Annotated in this window: 18 protein-coding genes and 2 pseudogenes; 13 read left to right on the forward strand and 7 right to left on the reverse strand. The window is 62.9% G+C overall.

Translation table 11 applies throughout. The annotated features are described in order from the left end of the window. Window positions 1–93 precede the first annotated feature (93 nt). The 3 genes from E5E96_RS02260 to E5E96_RS02270 all read left to right on the forward strand — a co-directional run bounded on the left by E5E96_RS02260 (window position 94) and on the right by E5E96_RS02270 (window position 3,345). The gene (locus tag E5E96_RS02260) at window positions 94–372 is read left to right on the forward strand and encodes a YhdT family protein (RefSeq protein WP_016351749.1); all 279 of its coding nucleotides are present in this window, start codon (window positions 94–96) and stop codon (window positions 370–372) included. Then, window positions 362–1,840: a sodium/pantothenate symporter gene (gene panF, locus E5E96_RS02265; protein WP_171281470.1), complete on the forward strand. Its 1,479-nt coding sequence runs from the start codon at window positions 362–364 to the stop codon at window positions 1,838–1,840. Before E5E96_RS02260 ends, panF begins: the two co-directional genes overlap by 11 nt. 77 nt (window positions 1,841–1,917) lie before the next feature. Next, window positions 1,918–3,345: a PTS transporter subunit EIIC gene (locus E5E96_RS02270; RefSeq protein WP_024944285.1), complete on the forward strand. Its 1,428-nt coding sequence runs from the start codon at window positions 1,918–1,920 to the stop codon at window positions 3,343–3,345. A gap of 2 nt (window positions 3,346–3,347) precedes the next feature. On the opposite strand, the gene E5E96_RS02275 is transcribed toward E5E96_RS02270, so the two are convergent. Then, on the reverse strand, window positions 3,348–4,220 hold the full coding sequence (locus tag E5E96_RS02275) for a LysR family transcriptional regulator (protein WP_171281471.1): 873 nt from the start codon (window positions 4,218–4,220) through the stop codon (window positions 3,348–3,350). A gap of 100 nt (window positions 4,221–4,320) precedes the next feature. Here E5E96_RS02275 and E5E96_RS02280 point away from each other — a divergent pair, with 100 nt between their 5' ends. The 4 genes and pseudogenes from E5E96_RS02280 to E5E96_RS02295 all read left to right on the forward strand — a co-directional run bounded on the left by E5E96_RS02280 (window position 4,321) and on the right by E5E96_RS02295 (window position 7,698). Continuing rightward, window positions 4,321–5,337 (forward strand): zinc-binding alcohol dehydrogenase family protein, encoded by a 1,017-nt coding sequence (locus E5E96_RS02280; RefSeq protein WP_171281472.1) that lies wholly within the window; start codon window positions 4,321–4,323, stop codon window positions 5,335–5,337. Between the two features lie 528 nt (window positions 5,338–5,865). Then, window positions 5,866–6,744: a 50S ribosomal protein L11 methyltransferase gene (gene prmA / locus E5E96_RS02285; RefSeq protein WP_005298012.1), complete on the forward strand. Its 879-nt coding sequence runs from the start codon at window positions 5,866–5,868 to the stop codon at window positions 6,742–6,744. Between the two features lie 98 nt (window positions 6,745–6,842). Further along, window positions 6,843–7,061, forward strand: a pseudogene (locus E5E96_RS02290) (NAD(P)-dependent oxidoreductase); the annotation flags it as partial. Between the two features lie 73 nt (window positions 7,062–7,134). Next, the gene (locus E5E96_RS02295; RefSeq protein WP_171281473.1) at window positions 7,135–7,698 is read left to right on the forward strand and encodes a sugar O-acetyltransferase; all 564 of its coding nucleotides are present in this window, start codon (window positions 7,135–7,137) and stop codon (window positions 7,696–7,698) included. 458 nt (window positions 7,699–8,156) lie between these two features. Here E5E96_RS02295 and E5E96_RS02300 read toward each other — a convergent pair whose 3' ends face one another. Continuing rightward, window positions 8,157–8,705, reverse strand: a complete 549-nt coding sequence (locus tag E5E96_RS02300; protein ID WP_171281474.1) for an NAD(P)H nitroreductase — start codon at window positions 8,703–8,705, stop codon at window positions 8,157–8,159. Between the two features lie 106 nt (window positions 8,706–8,811). Next, window positions 8,812–10,826: pseudogene (locus tag E5E96_RS02305) on the reverse strand (FAD-dependent oxidoreductase). A 310-nt stretch (window positions 10,827–11,136) separates the two neighbouring features. Here E5E96_RS02305 and sppA point away from each other — a divergent pair. After that, window positions 11,137–12,981 carry a signal peptide peptidase SppA gene (gene sppA / locus E5E96_RS02310; RefSeq protein ID WP_043162024.1) on the forward strand — a complete coding sequence of 615 codons (1,845 nt, stop codon included), beginning with the start codon at window positions 11,137–11,139 and terminating at the stop codon, window positions 12,979–12,981. Window positions 12,982–13,041: 60 nt separating this feature from the next. Here the strand turns inward: sppA and E5E96_RS02315 are convergent, their stop codons facing one another. Continuing rightward, window positions 13,042–13,599: an NUDIX domain-containing protein gene (locus E5E96_RS02315; RefSeq protein WP_171281475.1), complete on the reverse strand. Its 558-nt coding sequence runs from the start codon at window positions 13,597–13,599 to the stop codon at window positions 13,042–13,044. 6 nt (window positions 13,600–13,605) lie between these two features. Beyond that, window positions 13,606–14,406 (reverse strand): DUF2989 domain-containing protein, encoded by an 801-nt coding sequence (locus E5E96_RS02320; RefSeq protein ID WP_171281476.1) that lies wholly within the window; start codon window positions 14,404–14,406, stop codon window positions 13,606–13,608. 197 nt (window positions 14,407–14,603) lie between these two features. Here E5E96_RS02320 and E5E96_RS02325 point away from each other — a divergent pair, with 197 nt between their 5' ends. After that, window positions 14,604–16,034 carry a glyceraldehyde-3-phosphate dehydrogenase gene (locus E5E96_RS02325; protein WP_102988105.1) on the forward strand — a complete coding sequence of 477 codons (1,431 nt, stop codon included), beginning with the start codon at window positions 14,604–14,606 and terminating at the stop codon, window positions 16,032–16,034. A gap of 40 nt (window positions 16,035–16,074) precedes the next feature. Beyond that, window positions 16,075–16,368 carry a YeaC family protein gene (locus tag E5E96_RS02330; protein ID WP_011707127.1) on the forward strand — a complete coding sequence of 98 codons (294 nt, stop codon included), beginning with the start codon at window positions 16,075–16,077 and terminating at the stop codon, window positions 16,366–16,368. Window positions 16,369–16,722: 354 nt separating this feature from the next. Here E5E96_RS02330 and ansA read toward each other — a convergent pair whose 3' ends face one another. Continuing rightward, entirely contained in the window at window positions 16,723–17,730 is a 1,008-nt protein-coding gene (gene ansA, locus E5E96_RS02335) for an asparaginase (RefSeq protein WP_024944297.1), read from the reverse strand. 514 nt (window positions 17,731–18,244) lie between these two features. On the opposite strand from ansA, the gene gltS reads away from it, so the two are divergent. Then, the gene (gltS, locus tag E5E96_RS02340; protein WP_016351764.1) at window positions 18,245–19,444 is read left to right on the forward strand and encodes a sodium/glutamate symporter; all 1,200 of its coding nucleotides are present in this window, start codon (window positions 18,245–18,247) and stop codon (window positions 19,442–19,444) included. A gap of 182 nt (window positions 19,445–19,626) precedes the next feature. Here gltS and E5E96_RS02345 read toward each other — a convergent pair whose 3' ends face one another. Next, window positions 19,627–21,498, reverse strand: a complete 1,872-nt coding sequence (locus E5E96_RS02345; protein WP_016351765.1) for a methyl-accepting chemotaxis protein — start codon at window positions 21,496–21,498, stop codon at window positions 19,627–19,629. A gap of 253 nt (window positions 21,499–21,751) precedes the next feature. Here E5E96_RS02345 and prfB point away from each other — a divergent pair. Together prfB and lysS are read left to right on the forward strand one after the other, a co-directional pair. Further along, window positions 21,752–22,850, forward strand: a protein-coding gene (gene prfB, locus E5E96_RS02350) for a peptide chain release factor 2 (RefSeq protein ID WP_011707133.1) whose coding sequence is annotated in 2 segments (ribosomal slippage) — window positions 21,752–21,826 and window positions 21,828–22,850 — 1,098 coding nt in all. Because the reading frame shifts where the segments join, the coding sequence is not laid out codon by codon here. A 24-nt stretch (window positions 22,851–22,874) separates the two neighbouring features. After that, window positions 22,875–24,410, forward strand: coding sequence for a lysine--tRNA ligase (lysS, locus tag E5E96_RS02355; RefSeq protein ID WP_011707134.1), 1,536 nt, complete (start codon window positions 22,875–22,877; stop codon window positions 24,408–24,410). Window positions 24,411–24,481: the final 71 nt, after the last annotated feature.

Genomic DNA, 24,481 nt, shown 5'->3' on the forward strand with positions numbered 1-24,481 from the left:
CCATGTCGGTGAACGTCGGCTCCGCAAGGAGCCTCTGTTGAAAAAGGGCCATGGCGACATGGCCCTTTTTTGTTATCCTTGCGCCCCTCAAAATTGTCGGAGGCCAAGGTGAATCGTTTCGCGCTCGCTCGCCGGGAAGCAGCCCTCTGCCTGCTGCTGACCCTGCTCTACTTCCTTGCCTGGTATGGCACGGCCTATTTCATCCCCGCAGAGATCGAATGCTGGGACATGCCGCTCTGGTTCCTGCTCAGCTGCATCCTGATGCCGCTGCTGTTCATCGTGCTGTGCGGCCTGATGGTGGATCGTCTGTTCGTGGACATCCCCCTCGACTCCCCTCCCCTCGATGCCAAGGAGCCTTCCCATGAATCTTGAGCTGATGCTGCCGCTCATCATCTATCTGGTGCTGGTGCTGGGAGTCGGCTTCTGGGCCAGCCGCCACCGAGTGGGCGGCGACTTCGTGCAGGAGTACTTCATCGGCAACCGCAGCATGGGCGGGCTGGTGCTGGCCATGACCCTGGTGGCCACCTACACCTCTGCCTCCTCCTTCATCGGCGGGCCGGGGGCGGCCTACAAGATCGGGCTGGGCTGGGTGCTGCTGGCGATGATCCAGCTGCCCACCGTCTGGCTCACCCTGGGGGTGCTTGGCAAGAAGTTCGCCATCATCGCCCGCCGGGTCAATGCGGTGACCATCAACGACATGCTGTGGGCCCGCTACCAGAGCAAGGCGGTGGTGGTGCTGGGCTCGGTCACCATCATCCTCGCCTTCATCGCCACCATGGTGGTGCAGTTCATCGGTGGCGCCCGTCTGCTGGAGACCGCCACCGGCCTCAGCTACCAGCAGGGGCTCCTGCTGTTTGCCAGCTGCGTGCTGCTCTACACGGTGATCGGCGGCTTTCGCGCCGTGGTGATGACCGATGCGCTGCAGGGGATCATCATGCTGATCGGCACCGGCGCCCTGCTGGCGGGCATTCTGGTGGCCGGTGACGGCCTGCCCAATCTCATCCACCAGCTCAAGGTGATCGATCCCAAGCTGGTGAGCCCGCAGGGGGCCGGCGACCTGCTGACCCAGCCCTTCATGCTGAGCTTCTGGGTGCTGGTCTGCATCGGGGTGGTGGGGCTGCCCCACTCGGCGCTGCGCTGTTTCGGCTATCGCGACAGCAAGGCGCTCCATCGCGGCATCCTCATCGGTACCATCGTCAGCGCCTTGCTGATGTTCGGCATGCACCTGGCCGGCGCGCTGGGCCGCGCCATCCTGCCCGGCATGGACAGCCCGGACAAGATCATGCCCTCCCTGATGATGGAGGTGCTGCCCCCCTGGCTGGCGGGGGTCTTCCTGGCGGCGCCCATGGCGGCCATCATGTCCACCATCGACTCCCAGCTGATCCAGGCCTCCGCCACCCTGGTGAAGGATCTCTACCTCAACTACCTGAGCCCGGAGAAGGCCGGCCAGGAGAAGCTGGAGGTGCGGGTGCCGCGCCTCTCCCTGCTCTGCACCCTGAGCCTGGGCACCCTGGTACTGCTGGCGGCGCTGCAGCCCCCCGAGATGATCATCTGGCTCAATCTGCTCGCCTTCGGCGGCCTGCAAGCGGTGTTCCTGTGGCCACTGGTGCTTGGCCTCTACTGGTCGCGGGCCAACGGCCCGGGGGCCCTGGCCAGCATGGTGTGCGGCATCCTCTGCTACGCCATCCTGAGCCAGTGGGAGATCAAGCCGGCCGGCCTGCACGCCATCGTGCCGAGCCTGGTGCTGGGGCTGATTGCCTTCGTGCTGGTCAGCCTGCTCACCCCGGCTCCGAGCCAGCATGTGCGGCGCTTGTTTGAGCCGCAATCATCGATGGATTAATAAAGGGTTCCGAAACTATCCCAAAATGGGTGTTTTACGGGTAAACTGTGCGCCATGTCACAAAATGCCGTGCCCTTATGCCCGTACAGAACGCCAGACAGATCCTGACCCAAGCCCTGCAGCGACTCGGTTACGCCCTGTTGCTGCCGGTCTCCATCCTGCCGCTGGCCGCGCTGCTCTATCGGCTCGGCCAGCCGGACGTGCTGGATCTGGCGGTGCTCTCCCTTACCGGCCGCGCCCTGTTCAGCCAAATGCCGCTCATCTATGCGGTGGCCATCGCCTTCGGGCTGAGCCGCCAGGGTGAAGGCACCCAGGCGCTGGCCGGCGCGGTCAACTTTCTGCTGCTGAGCTCGGCGCTCGGCACCCTGGCCCCCGGCCTGCACAGCGACATGATCTGCGGCCTGCTGGCGGGATTGACCACCGCCATCGTCTACCCCTGGCTCAAGCGCCACCCCATGCCCCACTGGCTGCGGCTGGTCAACGGTGATTTCACCAGCCTGCTCGCCTCGGCGCTCACCTGTCTGCTGCTGGCCTTCCCCCTCGCGCTGCTCTGGCCGCTGCTGGAACAGGGCATCACCCTGCTCGCCTCCGAACTGCTCACCACCCCGTTCGGCGCCTTCTGCTACGGCGTGTTGAACCGGCTGCTGATCCCGCTCGGCCTGCATCAGGTGCTGGGCAGTCTCATCGGGCTGGGGGAGAGCAACCTGCAGGCGCTGGCCAGCGCCCAGCCGCTGCACGAAGGCTATGTGGCCGGGCTCTACCCCATCATCATGTTCGGCCTGCCGGGCGCCTGCTTCGCCATCTGGCTGCACCGCCAGCGCATGCAGCGATTGCCGCAGGGGGGGTTGCTGCTCACCCTGGCGCTCACCTCGGCGCTGGTGGGCATCACCGAACCCATCGAGTTCCTGTTCGCTTTCACCGCCCCCTGGCTGTTTCTGGCCCACGCCCTGCTGACCGGCCTGTCGCTCGCCACCTGCAGCGCGCTCGGCATCAAGGTGGGCAGCTACTTCTCCGCCGGCCTGCTGGATCTGGTGCTGAGCTACCACGCCGGCGAGCACAGTTTCTGGCTCATTCCGGTCGGCATCCTGTTCTTCGTCGCCTACACATTGCTGTTCTATCAGCTGCTGGAGCGCACGCCCCTCAGCCTGCCGAGCAAGCCCATCGCGCCGGAGCACCCGCGCCTGGCCAGCGTCGCCCCCTCTGACCCCCAGATGCTGGCGATCCAGTACCTCAAGGTGCTGGGCGGCATGGACAACCTGCAGGCGATGAGCGTCTGCCTCACCCGTCTCAGCCTGCGGGTACGCGATATCTCGCTGGTGGATCAATCCCGCCTGCTTGGGCTGGGCTGCCTCTCCTGGATCCAGCTCAATGACCATCAGCTGGTACTGGTGCTGGGCCCCAACGCCAGCCTGATCGAGGGGCAGATCCGCATGCTGGCGGAGCGTCAGTCGGTGCCGCTCGGCCTCAAACCCAATCAGGAGTCCGCCGGCCAGAGCGGCTGGTAGTCTCAGGCAAACGGCAACCGCTCGGCGACGAAGTCCATCAGGCTGCGCAGGGCGGGCGCCAGGTGCTCCCGGCTCGGATAGATGAGGTAGAAGGGGTTGGCCGGAATGGGGTGACTCGGCAGCACCTTCTGCAAGCGCCCCGCCGCTAGATCCCCCTCGCAGACGTGATGGGGCAGCAGAGCGATTCCCCCCTCATTGATGGCCAGCTCCCGCAGCGCCAGCAGGCTGTTGCTGATGCAGGCCCCCTGCGGCCGCCAGCCCCCCTCCTGCAGCGGCCACACCGGCAGCGACGTGTGCACCAGGCAGGCGTATCGGCCCAGCTCGCTCAGCTGTTGCGGCGTGCCGTGGGCCGCCAGATAGGCGGGGGCCGCCACCAGATGGCGAGGTACCTGCCCGATGCGCCGGCAGATCAGGCTGGAATCTTTCAACGGCGCCGCCCGCAGCGCCAGATCGTAACCCTCCCCCACCAGATCGAGCTGCTCATCGCAGAGGGTCAGCTCCAGCACCACCTCGGGGTAGAGAGCCCGAAACTCGGCCAGGATCCGGCCGAGCAGCAGAGTGCCGGTCGCCTCCGGCGCGGTGATCCGCACCCGGCCGGCCGGGGCCGCGCGCAGCCGCGCCATCGCCAGATTGGCGCTGCGGGCCAGTGCCAGCAGCGCCCGGCACTGCTCCACATAGACCTCCCCCTGCGGGGTCAGGCTCAGCCGGCGGGTGGTGCGCTGCAACAGGCGCACCCCGAGCTGGGATTCAAGCCGCGAGATCTTCTGGCTGACCGAGGATTTGGGCATGCCGAGCAGCTCGGCCGCGCCGGTGAAACTGCCCTGCTCCACCACGGTGGCGAACAGCCCCATCAGCTCCAGTTCGACATTGTTCATATATTCAAACAGTCTTTACCAATTACCCATCTTAATCTGAATAATCAACCAGACTAGAGTGGCTGGCAATCCCCATCCAACCGATTTGAAAGGAACTGCCATGAAAGCCATCGCCCTGACCCACTATCTGCCGAGCGATCACCCCCACTGCTTCATCGAAGCCAATCTGACCGACCCGACATCGGGCCCGCGCGACCTGCTGGTGCGGGTCAAGGCCACCTCCATCAACCCGGTGGACACCAAGGTGCGTGCCCCCAAGGCCAAGGTCGAGAACAGCCCGCGGGTACTGGGCTGGGACGCCGTAGGCGAAGTGATCGCCGTCGGCCCTGAGGTGACCCTGTTCAAGGCGGGCGACCGGGTCTGGTATGCCGGCGACATCAGCCGCCCTGGCAGCAACAGCGCCCTGCAACTGGTGGATGAACGTATCGCCGCCCTCGCCCCCACCAGCCTGAGTGACCTGGAAGCGGCCGCCCTGCCGCTCACCGCCATCACCGCCTGGGAGACCCTGTTCGAGCGCATGCGCCTCACCCGCGAGAGCAGCGGCAAGCTGCTGATCATCGGCGGCGCCGGCGGGGTCGGCTCCATCGCCATCCAGCTGGCCCGCCAGCTCACCGGCATGGAGGTGATCGCCACCGCCTCGCGCCCCGAGACCCGGGCCTGGTGCCTGCAGATGGGGGCCCACCTGGTGGTGAGCCATCACCAGTTGCAGGAGGAGCTCACCGCCCTAGGCATCACTCAGGTGGACGCCATCTTCTGCACCAATGCCACCGAGCAGCACTGGGATGCCATGGCCAGCCTCATCAGCCCGTTCGGCCATATCTGCACCATCGCCGAATCGAGCGTGCCCTGGGACCTCTCCCTGCTCAAGAGCAAGAGCGTCACCTTCAGCCAGGAGTTCATGTTTACCCGCTCCCTGTTCCAGACTCCGGACATGATCGAGCAGCACAACCTGCTGGGGCTGGTCGCCGCCCTGGTGGACCAGGGCGTGGTCAAGACCACCCTCAGCAAGGTGGTGGCCGAGCTGACCCCGACTACCCTGGCTCAGGCCCATGCCGAGGTGGAAGCCGGCCGCATGGTGGGCAAGCTGGTGATCGACATGAGTCAGTTCGGCAACTAATCCCTTATGGGTAAAAACTGCACCATCATGGGGTGAACTCACCAGTGACAAGCCCCATCACAGCACAGCTCACATCAGGCAACAGACAGTCACCACGCAGCATCACCATAAAAAGAGTCAAAAAAAGGGGCCATCCCGCCGGGATGGCCCTAAATACCTGAACGTTGGGGTAACAATCACACACATATCCTTATGCAGGACCTCTATATCTTTGCAGCTAGTGTGCCAATCCCGCCCGCCTCCCCGCTTGCTTGCCACATTGCACCCTGCCAGCGGTGGTCTGTAGCCCCCAGCAGATCCGCAGGCAAAAAAAAAGCCACCCGAAGGTGGCTGAAAAAGATGACGGAACTTTCCTAGAGCAAAGCATTCAGCGGGAACAGGTTGCTTCCCGTCACCCAATGAGGAATACATGAACCGTGCCAACTCGGCAAAGTCCCCATCCTCCACCACACTGCATGGGCAAACCACGACAGCACACGCCCATGATGATAGAATCCCGCGGTTTCACATTTATGAAGAGTCGACGCCATGCCCTGGATACAAATTCGAATCAACGCCACTGCCAAGACCGCAGACAAGGTGAGCAACATGCTGCTGGGGCGTGGTGCCCAGGCGGTGACCTTTATGGATGCCAAGGATGTGCCCGTCTATGAACCCATGCCGGGCGAAACCCCGCTGTGGGGCGAGACCGAAGTAATGGGGCTGTTCGACGCCGAAACCGATCCGGCGCCCACCATCGCCTTCTTCCAGCAGATCTTCGGTGAAGACGTGGGCTACAAGGTGGAGCAACTGGAGGACAAGGACTGGGTGCGCGAGTGGATGGATCACTTCCACCCCATGCAGTTCGGCGAGCGGCTCTGGATCTGCCCGAGCTGGCGCGACGTGCCAAACCCCGATGCGGTCAACGTCATGCTGGACCCGGGTCTGGCCTTCGGTACCGGTACCCACCCCACCACGGCGCTCTGCCTGCAGTGGCTGGACGGGCTGGATCTGGCCGGTAAAACCGTGGTCGACTTTGGTTGCGGCTCCGGCATCCTCGGCATCGCTGCCCTGAAACTGGGTGCCGCCCGAGTCATCGGCATCGACATCGATCCGCAGGCCATCCAGGCCAGCCGTGACAACGCGATGCGCAATGGCGTCGCCGATCAGATCGAGCTCTATCTGCCGGCGGATCAGCCGCAAGATGTCGAGGCAGACGTGGTGGTCGCCAACATCCTGGCCGGCCCGCTACGCGAACTGGCGCCGCTTATCGCCGGCCACGGCAAAGCGGGCAGCCTGATGGCCCTCTCCGGTGTACTGGAAAGCCAGGCGCCAGAGCTGGAGACCATCTACGGCCAGTGGTTCGAGATGGACCCGACCGCCGTCAAGGAAGAGTGGTGCCGCCTCTCCGGCCGCAAACTCGGCTAAGTCATCGACACAGCCGTTGCCAACGGGGCTCCCACATGGGAGCCCCGTCTGTTTTCTGCCCACTAGATCAGACCGCCTCTTCACCGGAGCAGTCAACCAACCCCACCCGGCGCGCAGCGCTCGATGTGTTCGACGCAGAGCCTGCCACGGTACAAAGCGAGCCTTTGCTGCGCCTGCCCAATGTGCTGGCCACCCCTCATCTCGGTTATGTGGAGCGCAACAGCTACCAGCTCTACTTTCAGGCCGCCTTTGACAATCTGATTGCCTTTGCCGAGGGCAGGCCGACCAATCTGGTGCTGCCCGTAGCGGGCCGCTGATCACGGTTATCCGGCGGCCAGACCGCTAACATGTGAACCCCATGCGCCACCAAGGCAAGCCACAGGAGCAGCCATGACCGAGTACGACAAGATGATCGCCAGCCAGCCTTACAACTGCATGGCACCGGAACTGGATCTGTTGCGCCGGGGGACGGCCCGCCTGTACCGCCGCTTCAATCGCAGCGACGAGGAGGATGAACAGCTGGCGCTGCTGCAGCAGATCGTCGGCGAGCTGGCCCAGGGGGCCTTCATCTGCCCGCCCCTCTACTGCACCTATGGCCGCCACATCCACCTTGGCGAGCGCAGCTACATCAACATGGGAGCCACCCTGCTGGACAACGCCCCCATTCGCATCGGCGCCGAGGTGATGATTGGGCCGAACGTGCAGATCTACACCGCCTCTCACGCGCTGGACGCGGATGAACGGATCCTGGGGGTCGAGACCGCGCTGCCGGTCACCATCGAGGACAGGGTCTGGATTGGCGGCGGCGCCATCCTGCTGCCCGGTGTCACCATAGGGCGGGAGGCCATCGTGGGCGCCGGAGCCGTGGTCACCAAAGACGTGCCGGCCGGCGCACGGGTAGTGGGCAACCCGGCCCGCGTGCTGCCCGTCAAAGGCAAGACGCAGGTGAGCTAGCAGCACGAACCGAGAACCACCCGTAAAAGGTGGGTTTGCCGGCTAAGGGGATTGGCATCTGAAAAAACGCCAACAAAAATGAAGCCCAACGCCATCAAGACCATGATGGCCTGTAAAAGGGTGGGTTTGCCGGTTAAGGGTATTGGCATCTGAAAAACGCCCATAAAAATGAAGCCCAATGTCATCAAGACGTTGGGCTGTAAAAAGGTGCTACGGAATTGCGACTCTCATCGCAGAAAATTAGAAGGGGTCACCTTCTAAACTGGCACAGGGATATTAACGATGCGCAAACGTTTTACATAGCGTAATAAACCAGGATTGAGAACGGCATCTCACTATTTAAAAAATTCCCTGCCAGCCACTGCCTCCCTCTTGGCAATCCTCCAAATATCAGTACAGCCTGTCACCAGAAACAAAAAAGCCCTGACAAGTCAGGGCCTTGCCGGTAATGAGGCAGACTAGAAGCGGCGTACGAATTCGCTCACCGGCAGCTCGCGCAGCTTGCGGGCCTCCAGCATGGGGGTACCGAGGTAGAGGAAGCCCACCAGCTGATCCTCCGGTGTCAGTCCCAACCCTTCATTGATCTGCTCGTCGAAAATGAACCAGCCGGATCGCCAGATGCCGTTGAAGCCCTGGGCCTGGGCCGCCATCTGCATCGCCATCAGGGCGCAGCCGGCGGAGAGCTCCTGCTCCAGCCGCGGCACCTTGGGATGCTCCTGATAGCGGGTTGCCACCGCGATCAGCAGCGGGGCGCGCAGCGGGGCTTCCTGACACTTCTTGATGCTCTCTTCATCCTCGCCGCGGCTGCGAGCGGCCTGTGCCAGCAGGGTACCGAGCCGTTCGCGCCCCTCCCCTTCGAACAGGATGAACTGCCAGGGGGTCAGGGTGCCATGATCCGGCGCCCGCAGCCCGGCCTTGAGGATATTGTCGAGTACCTCGCCGCTCGGGGCGGGCTCGGCCAGACGACCACAGGAGTGACGATGCAGTAACAGGTGGAGGGCATCCATGGGCAGTTCCTTGTCAGGGGCTATGATGGCGCTACCTTAGCACAGCACCGGATGAAGAAAACCCCTGAGCATCAGGGGTTTGTCGCAATACGTGGCGGCCCGTCGCCTAGATGACCGCCGCCAGTTCGGCCCCCTGGCGGATGGCACGCTTGGCGTCCAGCTCGGCGGCCACGTCGGCGCCGCCGATGATGTGTACCGGCTTGCCCGCCGCCTGCAGACCGGCCTGCAGCTCCTTGAGCGGCTCCTGGCCGGCGCAGATGATCACCTGATCCACCGGCAGGCACTGCTGCTGTTCGCCCACCTGAATGTGAAGCCCCTCGTCGTCGATGCGCAGGTACTGCACGCCGGAGAGCATCTCCACCTTGCGGTTCTTGAGCACGGTGCGGTGGATCCAGCCGGTGGTCTTGCCAAGGCCGTCGCCCACCTTGCTCTCCTTGCGCTGCAGCAGCCAGACCTGGCGCTCGGGAGCGTCGATCACCGGGGCCATCAAGCCGCCACGCTCGCCGAGCTGCTTGTCGATGCCCCACTCCTTGAGCCAGTGATCGCGACTGCGATCCCCCTTGCCCTCTACCAGATATTCCGCCACGTCAAAACCGATGCCGCCGGCACCGATCACCGCCACCTTCTCGCCCACCGGCTTGTGATCCCGCAAGACATCGAGATAGCTCATCACCTTGGCATGCTCGATACCCGGAATGTTGGGGGTGCGCGGGCGGATGCCGGTGGCGAGGATCACCTCGTCAAAACCGCCGCCCAAGAGACTCTCGGCACTCTGGCGCTGGCCCAGGTAGAGTTCGACACCGCACTTCTCCAGCCGCTTGGCAAAGTAGCGCAGGGTTTCGTGAAACTCCTCCTTGCCCGGGATCTGCTTGGCGAAGTTGAACTGGCCGCCGATCTCGCTGGCCTGATCGAACAGGCTCACCTGATGGCCGCGCTCGGCAGCATAACAGGCAAACGCCAGCCCGGCGGGACCTGCGCCCACCACCGCGAGCTTCTTGGGCTGGGGCACCCGGCCGAAGATGAGCTCGGTCTCGAAGCAGGCGCGCGGGTTGACCAGGCAGGAGGCCCGCTTCTGTTTGAACACGTGATCCAGGCAGGCCTGGTTGCAGGCGATGCAGGTGTTGATCTCGTCCGCCCGGTTCTCGGCGGCCTTGATGACAAATTCGGGGTCGGCCAGGAAGGGGCGCGCCATGGAGACCATATCCGCCTCGCCGCCCGCCAGAATGCGCTCGGCCACCTCGGGGGTGTTGATGCGGTTGGTGGTGATAAGCGGCACACTCAGATGTTTCTTGAGCTCCGCCGTCACCCAGCTGAAGGCGCCGCGCGGCACGCTGGTGGCGATGGTGGGAATGCGCGCCTCGTGCCAGCCGATGCCGGTATTGATGAGGGTGACCCCCACCTGTTCCAGCGCCTTGCCAAGGGCGATCACTTCCTCAAGGGAGGAGCCCTGCTCCACCAGATCCAGCATGGAGAGGCGGAAGATGATGATGAAATCCGGCCCGACCCGCTCGCGGATGGCGCGGACAATCTCCACCGGGAAGCGCATGCGCTTTTCGCTGCTGCCGCCCCAGCCATCGGTGCGCTTGTTGGTGCGCTCGCAGATGAACTGGTTGATAAGATAGCCTTCCGACCCCATCACCTCGACCCCGTCGTAGCCCGCACTTCTGGCCAGTTGCGCGGTGGCGGCGAAGTCGCGGATGGTACCGCGGATCTGCCGCTCGCTCATGGCGCGCGGCTTGAACGGAGAGATGGGGGCCTTGAGGGCACTCGGCGCCAGGCTGAACGGATGATAGGCGTAGCGGCCGGCATGGAGGATCTGCAGCGCTATCTTGCCCCCTCCTGATGCACCGCACTGGTCACCTTCTTGTGCTTGGCCACCTGCCAGGGAAAGCTCAGCTGGGAGCCGTGGGGCACCAACCGGCCGCGCAGATTGGGGGCGATGCCGCCGGTCACGATGAGGCCGACCCCGCCCCGGGCACGCTCGCCATAGAAGGCGGCCAGCTTGTCAAAGCCTCCCTTCTCCTCTTCGAGGCCGGTGTGCATGGATCCCATCAACACGCGGTTGCGCAGCTGGGTAAAGCCGAGATCGAGGGGGGTCAGCAGGGTCGGGTAACGGCTCATCATGAACTCCTTGTCGGGGCCGGGCTGGATGGCACCACGCCCATTCTCCACCGTCCGGACTCAAGCCCAAGACACGACGGCAGGATGGGTGGGCGGCTCACAGGGCCTCCAGTTAATTTTTTGTTATCAAACCGAGGCTAGAGTAAAGAATCGAAAATGCTTTTTCAAACAAATGTTTGGACAATTTTTCGGCGAACAGACGTGTTCCGAACAACCGGGCTCCGATCCTGTCCAAGCGGAAATGGCATTTCACCGGCCAACTGGTTAATAATGGCGCTTCCCTCCCCATTAACAGGGCGATAACGCGACTATGTCTATTTTCAAAGGTCTGGGTTGGCTGTTTCGCAGCCTGTGGCGCCTGCTCAATTTCACCCGGCTGATGCTGGTCAATCTGCTGTTTCTCGTCGTGGTCTTGATCATCGTCTTCAGCGTCAGCCAGAAAGAGGCGCCCAGCGCCCCCATCGAAGGGGCCCTCACCCTCAATCTCTCCGGCGTGCTGGTGGAACAGCGCTCGCAGACCGATCCCACCGTACAGCTGCTGCGCCAGGTGGACAACAGCGACGAGCTGCCCAGCGAGATCGTCCTCTCCGATCTGCTGTGGGCCATCAAAAGCGCCAAGGATGACGATCGCATCAAGGCGCTGGTGATCAAGCCCCAGGGGCTGCAGGGCACCAGCTTCTCCAAACTGCAGGAGGTGGCGAGCGCCATCGATGCCTTCAAGGAGAGCGGCAAGCCGGTCATCGCCATGGCCGACTTCTACACCCAGGGCCAATATCTGCTGGCCGCCCACGCCGATCACGTGCTGCTCAACCAGAGCGGCGCCGTGGTGATCGAGGGACTCGGCGTCTACCAGACCTACTACAAGTCGGCGCTGGAGAAGCTCAACATCACCCCGCACGTGTTCAAGGTCGGCACCTACAAATCCTTCGTCGAGCCCTATACCCGTGACGAGATGTCCCCCGAGAGCAAGGAGGCGAACCAGCGCTGGCTGGATCAGCTGTGGCAATCCTATGTGGCCGACGTGGCCGAGCAGCGGGAGATCGAACCGGACGCCGTGGCGCCGGGCAAGGATCGCTTCCTCGAGCTGCTGCGCAAGGCCGGCGGCAATGCCGCCAACTATGCCCTCGACAACGGTCTGGTGGACCAGCTGGCGACCCGCGACGAGATGACCCAGGCGGTGATCAAGGAAGTGGGCGAGAGCGATGACCACGGCTGGAAGGGGGTGGGCCTCAAGGAGTACCTGGCCGCCATTCCGAGCCAATATCCCCAGAGCGGCAAGGATGAGGTGGGTCTCATCGTCGCCAGCGGCGCCATCATGGATGGCGTCCAGCCTGCCGGCACCATCGGCGGCGACAGCCTCGCCGACCTGCTGGCCGATGCCCGCCGCGACGATAAGGTGAAAGCCCTGGTGCTGCGGGTCGACAGCCCGGGCGGCAGCGCCTTCGCCGCCGAGCAGATCCGCGCCGAGCTGCTGGCCCTCAAGCAGGCCGGCAAGCCGGTGGTGATCTCCATGGGCAGCTATGCCGCCTCCGGCGGTTACTGGATCTCCGCCGATGCAGACAAGATCTTCGCCTCCCCCACCACCCTCACCGGCTCCATCGGGGTGTTCGGCATGTTTGCCACCATCGACAAGGCGCTCTCCCAGTACGGGGTGCACACCGACGGTGTTGGCACCACCGACTATGTCGGCGTCGGCCTGACCCGTGCCCTGCCGGAACACGTCGGCCAGGCGATCCAGCTGAGCGTGGAAGATACCTATCAGCGTTTCGTCGGCCTGGTGAGCAAGGGCCGTGGCCTGAGTCCAGAAGAGACCGAGAAAGCGGCCGAAGGCCGGGTCTGGACCGGTCAGGATGCCAAGGCGCTGGGACTGGTGGACGAGTTTGGCGATCAGGAGGCGGCCATCAAGGCGGCGGCCGAGCTGGCCAACCTCAAGGAGTGGCAGGTCACCCCCATCGAGCAGGAAGAGTCGGCCAAAGACAAGTTCCTGCGCCAGCTGTTCGACAGCAGCGCCCAAGTGCTGGCTTCGCACCTGCAGAGCTGGTTGCCGGCCGGGCTTGGCAAGGCGCTGGTGGAGGTGAACCGCAGCCTGGACCCGCTGACTCGCTTCAACGATCCGCAAGGCACTTACGCCCTCTGCCCGGTCTGTACGCCCTGAGCAGCAGCAAACGCAAAAAAACCGCCTTGGGGCGGTTTTTTTTATGGAATCGGGTGGCGTTCAGCCCAGCAGGCCTGCGCCGTGCCAGTGGTGCAGTTCGGCCAGCACCCTGGTCTCCCGCACCGTCCACTGGGGGCAAGGGCCCGCCAGCTGGGTCTTGTTGGTCTGCAGCGCCTCGGCCAGCTCGAACCAGCCGGGGGTGAAACCGAGCCTTATCTCGTAGGGCTGGGGCTGGGGTTCGCACCACGCCTCCCCCACCTGACAGAGGTAGTAGAAAGAGCGGATGCAGTAGGCATCGTAGTCGGCCTCGCGGGCCGGGCGGTACTCCCGCGTCTCGCCGAGCAGGGCACCGACTGCCACCAGCTCGGCGCCGCACTCTTCGCGCAGCTCGCGCGCGAGGGCCGTGCGGTGACACTCCCCGTGCTCGATGCCGCCACCGGGAAACATCAGATCGCCGTTGACCCGGGAATGCACCAGCAGCAGTTGATCACCGCGCAGCACCACGGCCCTGACGGTGACCCGCTCCAGCTGGCGGCCATCTGCGTTGACCCGGCCGTGGGTGAGCCGGATGTCGAAGGGGTGTGGCCAGTCGCTGGCCAGAGGTTCAATGTGGTTCATCAGGGTTCAGGGACGATAGGTCCCGCTTTTAAGTTGTTCGACCAGGGTGGCGGCCTGGCTGTCCAGGCTCTCCTGCTCTTGCTTGCTCAGAGAGTGATAGAGGCTGAAACGGGTGGCCGACACCTCGGCGGCATTCTGGAACGACTCGCTCACCTTGCCCCACAGATATGCCTGCCCGTACTGCTTCTGGCCCATGTAGAGAGTGCTGAGGGAGGTGAGGATCCGGCCGTTGACCTGCTCCCCTTCCCGGTAGAGGGAGAGGGCGTGCTGCATCAGCGCGATGGCCTTTTGCGGCTCGCTCTTGGCATAGATGCCGCCGAGCGCCAGTTGCAGCTCGGGCTCCTCCAGCACGGGTTGCCCCTCCAGCGCCAGAAACTGCTGGCGAGCCAGCTCGTTGGTGTTGTTGGTCCAGTGCCAGAGCAGCAAGTAGGGATCTGTGGCGTTGCGGGTGGCGGCATCGAGCTGGGCCAGCTGTTCGCCGGCCGCCAGCATCCCCTCCACCCGCGGGCTCTTCTGCTCGCGGGCCCGCTTGTACTCGATGTTGGTGGAACGTTCGGCGCATTTGAGATAACGCTCCAGGCTGCGCATCAACTCGTACTGGCGCCGCTCTGTCCCCTCCGCCTGCAGGTAGTAGCGGGCCCGGATGATGTCGCTGCGCTCGTAACGACACCAGCCGTCGTCCACCAGATCCTGACAGAGGGCCGGGTAATTGGCGCAGATGTTGTGGATCCTGTCATCGTCACAGGCGGTGAGCAGCAGGCCGCAACAGAGGCCAAACAACAGGGAACAAGCTGGAAAAGGGGTCATGGTTCATATCTTGTTGGTAACAATTGCAGCCTGCCATGGCCACCCTTGGCTAGCAAACAGATTACATATCCATTACAATGCGCGCGCCGTATAAGGCCGCGACTGCAGAATAATATAACGAAATATACACCCCTACACTGATCTGCATTCGACGAATTTCTATTTGCCCCAACAACGTGAAATAAAGGATCTGGTTAATGACCCACGAGCACTATCTGCAGGCGTGGCAGGAGAGCCAGGAGCTCGCCGAAGCCATGCAACCCTTGATCGGTCGCCTCTACCGCCAGCAGGGGATCGAGATCACCATCTTCGGCCGCCCGCTGCAAAACGCCTCCACCATCGATATCCTCAAGGCCCACCGGGTCGTTCGCCGCCACCAGGGAGCCCCCCTCCCGATCCAACAGAGCTTTCCCCTGCTGCAAGCCATCCTGGCCCTGAACCCGACCGCTGCCGAGATCGATCTGGGCAAGCTGGCCGTGGGTTACTGGCAGGATCACCAGGATGAAGCCGGCATCGACGACTACCTGCGTGCCAAGCTGGCACCGGCCCTGGGTCGCGGCGTACCGGCCCCCACCGACGTGGTGTTGTACGGCTTTGGCCGCATCGGCCGCCTGCTAGCCCGGCTGCTGATCGAGCGCACCGGCGCCGCCAACTCCCTGCGGCTGCGCGCCATCGTGGTACGCGGCGGTCGTGACGGGGATCTGGAGAAGCGTGCCAGCCTGCTGCGCCGCGACTCGGTGCACGGCCCCTTCAACGGCTCCATCGAAGTGGATGTGGAACGCAGCGCCATCATCGCCAATGGCACCTTCATCCAGGTGATCTATGCAAACAGCCCGGCCGACATCGACTACACCGCCTACGGCATTCACGATGCGCTGATCGTCGACAACACCGGGGTCTGGCGAGACGAGGCAGGGCTGTCTGAACACCTCAAGGCGCGCGGCGCCGCCCGGGTGCTGCTGACCGCTCCCGGCAAGGGGGAGATGAAGAACGTGGTGTTCGGGGTCAACCACGAGGTGATAGGGCCCGATGACAAGATCATCTCCGCCGCCTCCTGCACCACCAACGCCATCACCCCGGTGCTCAAGGTGATGCAGGACAAGTACGGCATCCGCCACGGCCACGTGGAGACGGTGCACTCCTACACCAACGACCAGAACCTCATCGACAACTATCACAAGGGCGAGCGCCGCGGTCGCAGCGCGGCCCTCAACATGGTGATGACCAGCACCGGCGCCGCCAAGGCGGTGGCCAAGGCGCTGCCCGAGCTCAAGGGCAAGCTGACCGGCAACGCCATCCGGGTGCCCACCCCCAACGTGTCGCTGGCCATCATCAATCTGTCGCTGGAACAGACCACCGATCGGGAGAGCCTCAATGCCTATCTGCAGCAGATGGCGCTGAGCTCCGCCCTGCATCGCCAGATCGACTTCAGCGCCAGCACCGAGCTGGTCTCCTCCGACATGGTGGGCTCCCGTTTTGCGGGCATCGTCGACTCCCAGGCTACCATCGCCGAGGGGGATCACTGTGTGCTCTACGTATGGTATGACAACGAGTTCGGGTACAGTTGTCAGGTAGTGCGGGTGATGGAGCAGATGGCTGGCGCGGTTCGCCAGGATCTGCCGGTCTGATCCCGATTCGTCATGGCTCAATGTGCAAGGAGAAGGCCGGATGTCGTTTCAACAAGGTGAGTTTCTACAAGCAATCAGGCAGATGCCCGCAGAGGTGTACGAGCGCCTCAAGACGGCGGTCGAGCTCGGCAAATGGCCCGATGGCAAGCCGCTCACCGACGAGCAGAAGGCCACTTCCCTGCAGGCGGTGATGGCTTGGCAGGCGATGCACCTCGACAACCCCGAGCACATGAACATCGGTCGTGACGGCGAGATCGTGATGAAGAGCAAGAGCGAGCTCAAGCGTCAGTATCGCGACGAGGAAGAGATAGTGCGGGTCGACCTCAACCACTGAGTCAGACCCGCCCGCCACAACGAAAGAGGGGAGCCAATATGGCTCCCCTCTCTTTTTTCCTGACATATCCCCCTCATCCCCGGCCCTTCTCCCGCCAGGGGAGAAGGGAGCAAGCTCACACCTGCGAACAGTAAGCGGGCCACCTGCCGGCGATCTTCATGGCAAACCTCGCCACCTCGATCTATCCCCTCTCCCCCCATGGTAGGGAGGTCAGAAGCTGTTCACGACCTGTCGCGAGAAGACGTCAGCAAGGTGAAGAGCAGCGCAGGAACCGGAGTGTATACGCATACATGAGGATTCCGAGCAGCACATGAGCCTTGATCACGGCTTCGCAGTAAGGTCGTGGACAGTTTCTCAGGGGGTCAGCTCACCACGCAGAGATTGCTGCATCAGCTCGCGGATACGCGGCGCCGGCAGATCCTGGCTCAGCAGGAAGTGCAGCTTGGTCAGCGCCGCCTCGGCGGTCATGTCGAAGCCCGAGATGACCCCGGCCCGCGACAGCGCATTGCCGGTGGCATAGCCGCCCATGTTGACCTTGCCGTGCAGGCACTGGCTCAGGTTGACGATGATGACGCCGCGGGCCGAGGCCTCGGAGAGCAGCGCCAGCATGGCCGGATTCTGCGGCGCATTGCCCACTCCGAACGAGAGCAGGATCAGCGCCCGCACCGGCTGCTGCAGGATGTTGGCGATCACCTCGGCCGAGATACCGGGGTAAAGGGTCACCACACCGATGGGCTGGGGGGTGATGTCGTGCAGCACCAGCGGCCGCTCGGACGGCACGCCCAGCTCGCCCGCTTCCAGCGAGATGGCGATGCCGGCATTGAGCAGCGGTGGGTAGTTGGGCGAATCGAAGGCGTGGAAGCCGTCGGCGTGCACCTTCTTGCTGCGGTTGCCGCGATAGAGCTGGTTGTTGAAGAACAGCGTCACCTCGTGGATCGGGTAGTTGGCCGCGATGTAGAGGGCGTTGAGCAGGTTCTGCTGACCGTCGGAGCGCAGCTCGGCGAGCGGGATCTGGGAGCCGGTGATGATGACCGGCTTGTGCAGATCCTCGAGCATGAAGGAGAGCGCCGAGGCGGTGAACGACATGGTGTCGGTGCCGTGCAGAATGACGAAACCATCGTACTTGTCGTAGTTGTCACGAATATCCTCGGCGATGCGCTGCCAGTCCGCCGGCGTCATGTCGGAAGAGTCGATGAGGGGCGCATATTCGTGAATATGGTAATCCGGCATCTCGGGACGATGGAACTCGGGCATCCGCGCCAGACAGTCTTCCATGAAGCCCGCCATCGGCACATAACCGTGGTCGGAACGCTGCATCCCTATGGTGCCGCCTGTGTAGGCGATGTAGATGGACTTCTTCACACCCTCTCCTCTTTGATGGGCACAACACCCGCGAATCGTGGCTCACACGGGGCGAAACGGCGGCATCGACAGCCTGCCGCGTTCGCCATGGGCCAAAAGCCCGCCCATGATAGCGCGCCGGGCCGCCGGCTCACATCCCACCAGTGCCGTCCGGCGGGCCAAAAACCGCCGAATTATAGGGACTGGCGCCCCAGATGACAGCCGGGAAATGGCCTGCGGCCGGTATTAAACGGCGACTAACCCAATAGTGTTAAATGTCACAAGATACAGCAAGAGTGACCATTTATCTGACAAATGTGGATATAAGTGGTGCTTTTTGCTACTATCCGCTCGATTTTTCATAAATCTCATCTGGAAGCCTGATCCGTTCAGGCCCGCACTGGTCCCATTTTTACGTGGGGCGGGGGCATGTCGCCCCTTCTTTGTTGGCACCTGAGCCACACTGTTTTTATCCCGGCTGAATCTGTGAGTCTGCATCAACGAAAGACACAGCCAATCAACATGGGAGTACTGAATGCTACAACTTGATTCCTACGCCACCCTGGTCGCAGCCACCCTGGTGTTGCTGCTCGGTCGTTTGCTGGTGACCCGAGTCGGGCTGCTGCGAACCTTCAACATCCCCAAACCGGTTGCCGGCGGCCTGGTGGTCGCCCTGGTGCTGCTGCTGCTGCGCTCCACCCTGCAGATGGAGCTGCAGTTCGATACCAGCCTGCAAACCCCGCTGATGCTGGCGTTCTTCGCCTCCATCGGTCTCTCCGCCGATCTCGCCAGCCTCAAGCGCGGCGGCAAGGCGGTGCTCACCTTCCTGCTGGTGGTCACCGGCCTGCTGCTGGTGCAGAACAGCCTGGGCGTGGGTCTGGCGACCCTGCTCGGTCTGGATCCCCACATGGGGCTGCTGGCCGGCTCCATCACCCTCTCCGGCGGGCACGGCACCGGGGCGGCCTGGGGCGCCACCTTCACCGAGAAGTACGGCGTGCAATCCGCCGCCGAACTGGCCATCGCCTGTGCCACCTTCGGCCTGGTGCTGGGCGGTCTCATCGGCGGCCCGGTCGCCCGCTATCTGGTGAAAAAGGTGAAAGTACCCGGCGAGGAGCACAACCGGGATGACGCGCCGCAAGGCTTCGAGATGCCGGACATGGAGCGCCCGCTCACCACCTTCAGCCTGATCGAGACCCTGGCGCTGATCGCCATCAGCCTGAAGGGGGGCGAGATGCTCTCCGCCTACCTCAAGGGCGGTGCCTTCGAGCTGCCGGTGTTCGTCTGCGTGCTGTTCGTCGGCGTGCTGCTGCGCAACGTGCTGACCCTGCTGAACTGGCACGAAGTGAGCGACCGCGAAGTCTCCCTGCTTGGCAACGTCAGCCTGTCGCTGTTCCTGGCGATGGCGCTGATGAGCCTGCGACTGTGGGATCTGGCCAACCTGGCGCTGCCCATCTTCGTCCTGCTGGCGGCCCAGACCGTGGCCATGGCGCTCTACGCCATCTTCGTCACCTTCCGGGTGATGGGCAGCAACTACGATGCGGCCGTGCTGGCGGCAGGCCACTGCGGTTTTGGTCTGGGGGCCACCCCCACCGCCATTGCCAACATGCAGGCCATCACCCAGCGCTTCGGCCCTTCCCACCTGGCGTTTCTGGTGGTGCCCATGGTGGGCGCCTTCTTCATCGACATCATCAACGCCATGGTGATCAAGCTGTTCCTGGCACTGCCCTTCCTGTAACTCCTTTCCCGTCAGACGTCTATGAACAGAGCCCACCCCTTGGTGGGCTCTGCCTTTTCTGCTCGCCAGCGATCCCCCTCACCCTTCATGGCTGCCCGCGGCGAGTCATATAAACAAAAAACCCCGCACTCGGCAGAGGGCGGGGCTTTGTCACTGCGGCCGTGCTCGCCGCGTTCAAACACTTACAGGATAAAGGTCGAGACCTGCTGGTTCAGGTCGGTGGCCCGGCCTTTGAGGCTCTCGGCCTGATCCAGATCGCGCATGGCGGCGGCGGTGATCTCGTCACTCACATCCTTGATGGCGGTGGTGTTCTGGGTGATCTCACCGGTCACCTGGGTCTGCTCCTCGGCGGCGGTGGCGATCTGACCCGCCATGTCGGAGATGAGCGACACCGCCTGGGTGATCTCTTCGAGCGCGGCGGCAGCGGCATCGGCGTCTTTCACGCTGTTGTCCGCCAGCCCCTGGCTGGTCTGCATCAGGCTCACCGCACGGGCCGTAGTCTGCTGCAGGGTCTCGATGGTGGACTGGATCTCCTGGGTGGAGTCCTGGGTACGGCGCGACAGCACCCGCACCTCGTCCGCCACCACCGCGAAACCGCGACCCTGTTCACCGGCGCGGGCCGCTTCGATGGCCGCGTTCAGCGCCAGCAGGTTGGTCTGCTCGGCGATGCCCTGAATGGTGGAAAGGATGCCGGAGATAGCCTGGGCGTGGCGGCTCAGCTCGCCGATCACCTCGGTCGCCTGCCCCACTTCCTCGGCCAGACCGTTGATGGACTGACGGGTCTGGTTCACCAGCATCTTGCCCTGCTCACTGCTCTGGGCGGACTGCTGGGCCGCAGCGGCGGTGTTCTCGGCGTTGCCAGCGATCTCCATGGTGGCGCTCGCCATCTCGGTGACGGCGGTAGCGACCATGGTCACCTCCTGCTGCTGGCGCTGCAGCTCGTCCACGGCGGCCTGGTTGGTCACCAGACTGCGCTCGGCATCGGCGTTCAGCTCGTTGGCCAGCTTGCGGATATTGCCGATCAGCTGATGCTGGCTACCGACGAAGCGGTTGAAGCTGTTGGCCAGCTGACCCACTTCGTCGTTGGTGTCGATCTTGATGCGCTGGGTCAGATCGCCGTTACCGTCGGCGATGCGCGCCAGGGCCTGGGAGACCTTGCTAAGCGGGCCGAGCAGCATGCTGACCAGCCAGGAGATGGCGAGGATGCTGCCCACCAGCACCAGCAGGGCCAGGCCGAGCTGGGTCATCAGCAGGGAAGAGAGCGGCGCCTCCAGGGTCTCCTTGTCCAGCACCAGCACCAGTTCCCAGTCGGTATCGGGGATGTCCACTGCCCACAGCAGCTTGTCACGCCCTTCGTTGTCGAAGTAGGCCGGTACCAGGCTGTTGCTGGTCTTGCTCTGCTCGATCAGGGCATTGGTCAGATCGTTGTCGATCTCGGTGGCCGGTTTCATCGCCTTGGCGGCGTCCTTGTAGGCGATGACGGTGCCGTCTTTGTGCATCATGATGGCGAAACCGTCGGCCGGCAGCTTCATCTTGGTGACGTCTTCCACCAGCGAGGCGATGGAGAGGTCGCCACCGACCACGCCGCCCTGAGCCGGCTGGGCCAGGGTCACCACCATGATGTTGTAGGCCACATCCAGATAGGGTTTGGTCACGATCAGGCCGCCCTTGCTCATCGCTTCCTGATACCAGCCGCGGGAGCGGGGATCGTAACCGTCACGGTTGATGGAGGGATCGGAGTCGTTCATCTTGCCGCTGCTCTCGCCAAAATAGGTGAGCTGGAAGCGACCGGAGACTTGCGCCTGTTGCAGGGCGTTGAGGGGTTCGGCACCGGCCTTGTTGCCGAGCGCCTGAATGACGTCGCGACGGGCCGCGAGCCAGTCACTGACACTGGCGGCCTGCTGGCTGCCGAGGCGTTGTACCTGTTCCTGACTGCCTTGCAGCAACAGGGACTTCTGGCTGGTATAGCTCTGCCAGGAGAGCAGCAGGATCACCAGCGACAGGGCGATCACCACCGACAACAGTATCTTCTGCTTGAGTGATAGGTTTTTCATCATGCGTTCTTCTTATGAGGTCAGGAACAGGATTTCCCAAAAAGTGCACAGCACTGCGTAGTTATTAACGACCCGTCGGCGCAAAACTAAACCGGAAAATGGGCCGGCGGGCGATATTTTCCACCGAGTTGGGGAAAACTGCACCAGAAATTGACTACGAGGCATGCACAAGAACAGCCGACCCTGTTTATTCCTTCCACAATTGGCTAGAATATCCCGTTTTTAAATCACATCGACCCCGAGAGTTTTCACGATGTTTGAAGTCAATCCTGTATTAAACAAGCTTAAGGAGCTGTCTGAGAGGACCGAGCTGCTTAGGGGGTACCTTTGACTATGACGCCAAGAAAGAGCGTCTAGAAGAGGTCAACGCCGAGCTGGAACAGCCGGACGTCTGGAATGAACCCGAGCGCGCACAGGCGCTGGGCAAGGAGCGCGTGGCGCTGGAAAACGTGGTCGGCACCATCGACACCCTGACCCAGGGCGCCGACGACGTGGCCATGCTGGTCGAGCTGGCCGTGGAAGGTGAAGACGAAGACACCTTCAACGAAGCCGTGGCCGAAGCCGACGTACTGGAAACCAAGCTGGTGGATCTCGAGTTCCGCCGCATGTTCTCCGGTCAGCACGATCCCTCCGACTGCTACATCGACATCCAGTCCGGCTCCGGTGGTACCGAAGCGCAGGATTGGGCCAACATGGTCCTGCGCATGTACCTGCGCTGGGGCGATGCCCACGGCTACAAGCCCGAGCTCATCGAATGCTCCGAAGGCGACGTGGCCGGCATCAAGTCCGCCACCATCAAGTTCACCGGTGAGTATGCGTTCGGCTGGCTGCGTACCGAGACCGGCGTGCACCGCCTGGTGCGCAAATCCCCGTTCGATTCCGGTGGCCGTCGCCACACCTCGTTCTGCTCGGTGTTCGTCTACCCCGAGATCGACGATGACATCGACATCGAGATCAACCCGGCCGACCTGCGTATCGACGTCTACCGTGCCTCCGGCGCCGGTGGTCAGCACGTCAACCGGACCGAATCCGCGGTACGTATTACCCACATTCCTACTGGGGTCGTGGTACAGTGCCAGAACGATCGTTCCCAGCACAAAAACAAAGATCAGTGTATGAAGCAGCTGAAGGCCAAGCTCTACGAGCTGGAAATTCAGAAGCAGAATGCCGAGAAGCAAGCCCTCGAAGAGACCAAGTCCGATATCGGCTGGGGCAGCCAGATCCGTTCCTATGTGCTGGATGATGCGCGCATCAAGGATCTACGTACCGGCGTCGAAACCCGCAACACCCAGGCGGTACTCGACGGCGACTTGGACAAGTTTATCGAAGCTAGCCTGAAATCAGGCCTGTAAAAAAACAGAACAGCAGGAATCACCATGTCTGAACAAACCACTACTCCGGAAGTCGACCAAACTCTCGATCTGAACAACGAGATGCAGGAGCGTCGTTCCAAGCTGGCCGCCTTGCGCGCCCAGGGCAACCCCTTCCCCAACGACTTCCGTCGTGACAGCCTCTCCGGCGATCTGCACGCCGAGTTTGGTGACAAGAGCGCCGACGAACTGGCCGCACTGGGTAAACGGGTGAAGATTGCCGGTCGCATCATGACCCGCCGGATCATGGGCAAGGCATCTTTCGCCACCCTGCAGGACATGGCTGGCAAGATCCAGGTCTACGTCACCCGTGACGACCTGCCGGAAGGCTTCTACAACGAGCAGTTCAAGAAGTGGGATCTGGGCGACATCGTGGGTGTCGAAGGTACCCTGTTCCGCACCAACACAGGCGAACTCTCCGTTCACGTCTCCGACATTCGCCTGCTGACCAAGGCCCTGCGCCCGCTGCCCGAGAAGCACAAAGGTCTGACCGACCAGGAAGCCCGCTGCCGTCAGCGTTATCTGGATCTGATCGCCAACGAAGAGTCCCGCAAGACTTTCGTGACCCGTACCAAGGTCGTGGCCGGTATCCGCAAGTTCCTGAACGACAAGCGCTTCATGGAAGTGGAAACCCCCATGATGCAGGTCATCCCGGGTGGCGCCTCTGCTCGTCCGTTCATCACCCACCACAATGCGCTGGACATCGACATGTACCTGCGTATCGCTCCGGAACTCTATCTGAAGCGCCTGGTGGTCGGTGGTTTCGAGCGTGTCTACGAGATCAACCGCAACTTCCGTAACGAAGGTATCTCCGTTCGCCATAACCCCGAGTTCACCATGCTCGAGTTCTATATGGCTTACGCCGACTACATCGATCTGATGGATCTCACCGAAGAGATGCTGCGCACCCTGGCGCAAGACATCCTGGGCGACACCAAGATCCGTTACGCCAAAGAGGGCGAAGAGGGTCTCACCATCGATTTCGGTCAGCCGTTCCAGCGTCTCTCCATGGTTGACTCCATCCTGAAGTACAACCCGGATGTGACCCGTGACGATCTGGCGACCCTGGAGAAGGCCACCGCCGTCGCCAAGCGCCTGCACATCGAGCTGATGAAGAGCTGGGAACTGGGCCACGTGATCACCGCGATCTTCGAAGAGACCGTGGAGCACATGCTGCTGCAACCGACCTTCATCACCGAGTACCCGGCTGCCGTTTCCCCGCTGGCCCGTCGCAACGACCAGAACCCGGACGTCACCGACCGCTTCGAATTCTTCATCGGCGGCCGCGAGCTGGCAAACGGCTTCTCCGAGCTGAACGATGCGGAAGATCAGGCCGAGCGCTTCCAGGCTCAGGTTGACCAGAAAGCCGCTGGCGATGACGAAGCCATGTTCTACGACGCCGACTTCGTGACCGCGCTGGAACACGGTCTGCCGCCGACTGCCGGTCAGGGTATCGGTATCGACCGTCTGGTCATGCTGTTCACCAACAGCCACACCATCCGCGACGTCATCCTGTTCCCGGCTCTGCGTCCACAAAAGTAAGAGCCGAAGAAACAGGGCTGCAGCAGCACAGCTGCCGTCCATGACAATCAAAACGCCCCGCCACTGCGGGG

Origin of the sequence: Aeromonas sp. 1805 (genome assembly GCF_013085525.1) — a bacterium.
Classification (GTDB): Bacteria; Pseudomonadota; Gammaproteobacteria; order Enterobacterales; family Aeromonadaceae; genus Aeromonas; species Aeromonas hydrophila.

Bases quoted from the DNA above. Each gene is read 5' to 3' on its own strand.
- E5E96_RS02320 (WP_171281476.1), bottom strand. From the start codon at position 14,406: ATGACCCCTTTTCCAGCTTGTTCCCTGTTGTTTGGCCTCTGTTGCGGC.
- E5E96_RS02270 (WP_024944285.1), top strand. From the start codon at position 1,918: ATGCCCGTACAGAACGCCAGACAGATCCTGACCCAAGCCCTGCAGCGA.
- E5E96_RS02300 (WP_171281474.1), bottom strand. From the start codon at position 8,705: ATGGATGCCCTCCACCTGTTACTGCATCGTCACTCCTGTGGTCGTCTG.
- E5E96_RS02275 (WP_171281471.1), bottom strand. From the start codon at position 4,220: ATGAACAATGTCGAACTGGAGCTGATGGGGCTGTTCGCCACCGTGGTG.
- lysS (WP_011707134.1), top strand. From the start codon at position 22,875: ATGTCTGAACAAACCACTACTCCGGAAGTCGACCAAACTCTCGATCTG.
- panF (WP_171281470.1), top strand. From the start codon at position 362: ATGAATCTTGAGCTGATGCTGCCGCTCATCATCTATCTGGTGCTGGTG.
- E5E96_RS02330 (WP_011707127.1), top strand. From the start codon at position 16,075: ATGTCGTTTCAACAAGGTGAGTTTCTACAAGCAATCAGGCAGATGCCC.
- E5E96_RS02345 (WP_016351765.1), bottom strand. From the start codon at position 21,498: ATGAAAAACCTATCACTCAAGCAGAAGATACTGTTGTCGGTGGTGATC.
- sppA (WP_043162024.1), top strand. From the start codon at position 11,137: ATGTCTATTTTCAAAGGTCTGGGTTGGCTGTTTCGCAGCCTGTGGCGC.
- E5E96_RS02280 (WP_171281472.1), top strand. From the start codon at position 4,321: ATGAAAGCCATCGCCCTGACCCACTATCTGCCGAGCGATCACCCCCAC.
- E5E96_RS02315 (WP_171281475.1), bottom strand. From the start codon at position 13,599: ATGAACCACATTGAACCTCTGGCCAGCGACTGGCCACACCCCTTCGAC.
- gltS (WP_016351764.1), top strand. From the start codon at position 18,245: ATGCTACAACTTGATTCCTACGCCACCCTGGTCGCAGCCACCCTGGTG.
- prmA (WP_005298012.1), top strand. From the start codon at position 5,866: ATGCCCTGGATACAAATTCGAATCAACGCCACTGCCAAGACCGCAGAC.
- E5E96_RS02325 (WP_102988105.1), top strand. From the start codon at position 14,604: ATGACCCACGAGCACTATCTGCAGGCGTGGCAGGAGAGCCAGGAGCTC.
- E5E96_RS02295 (WP_171281473.1), top strand. From the start codon at position 7,135: ATGACCGAGTACGACAAGATGATCGCCAGCCAGCCTTACAACTGCATG.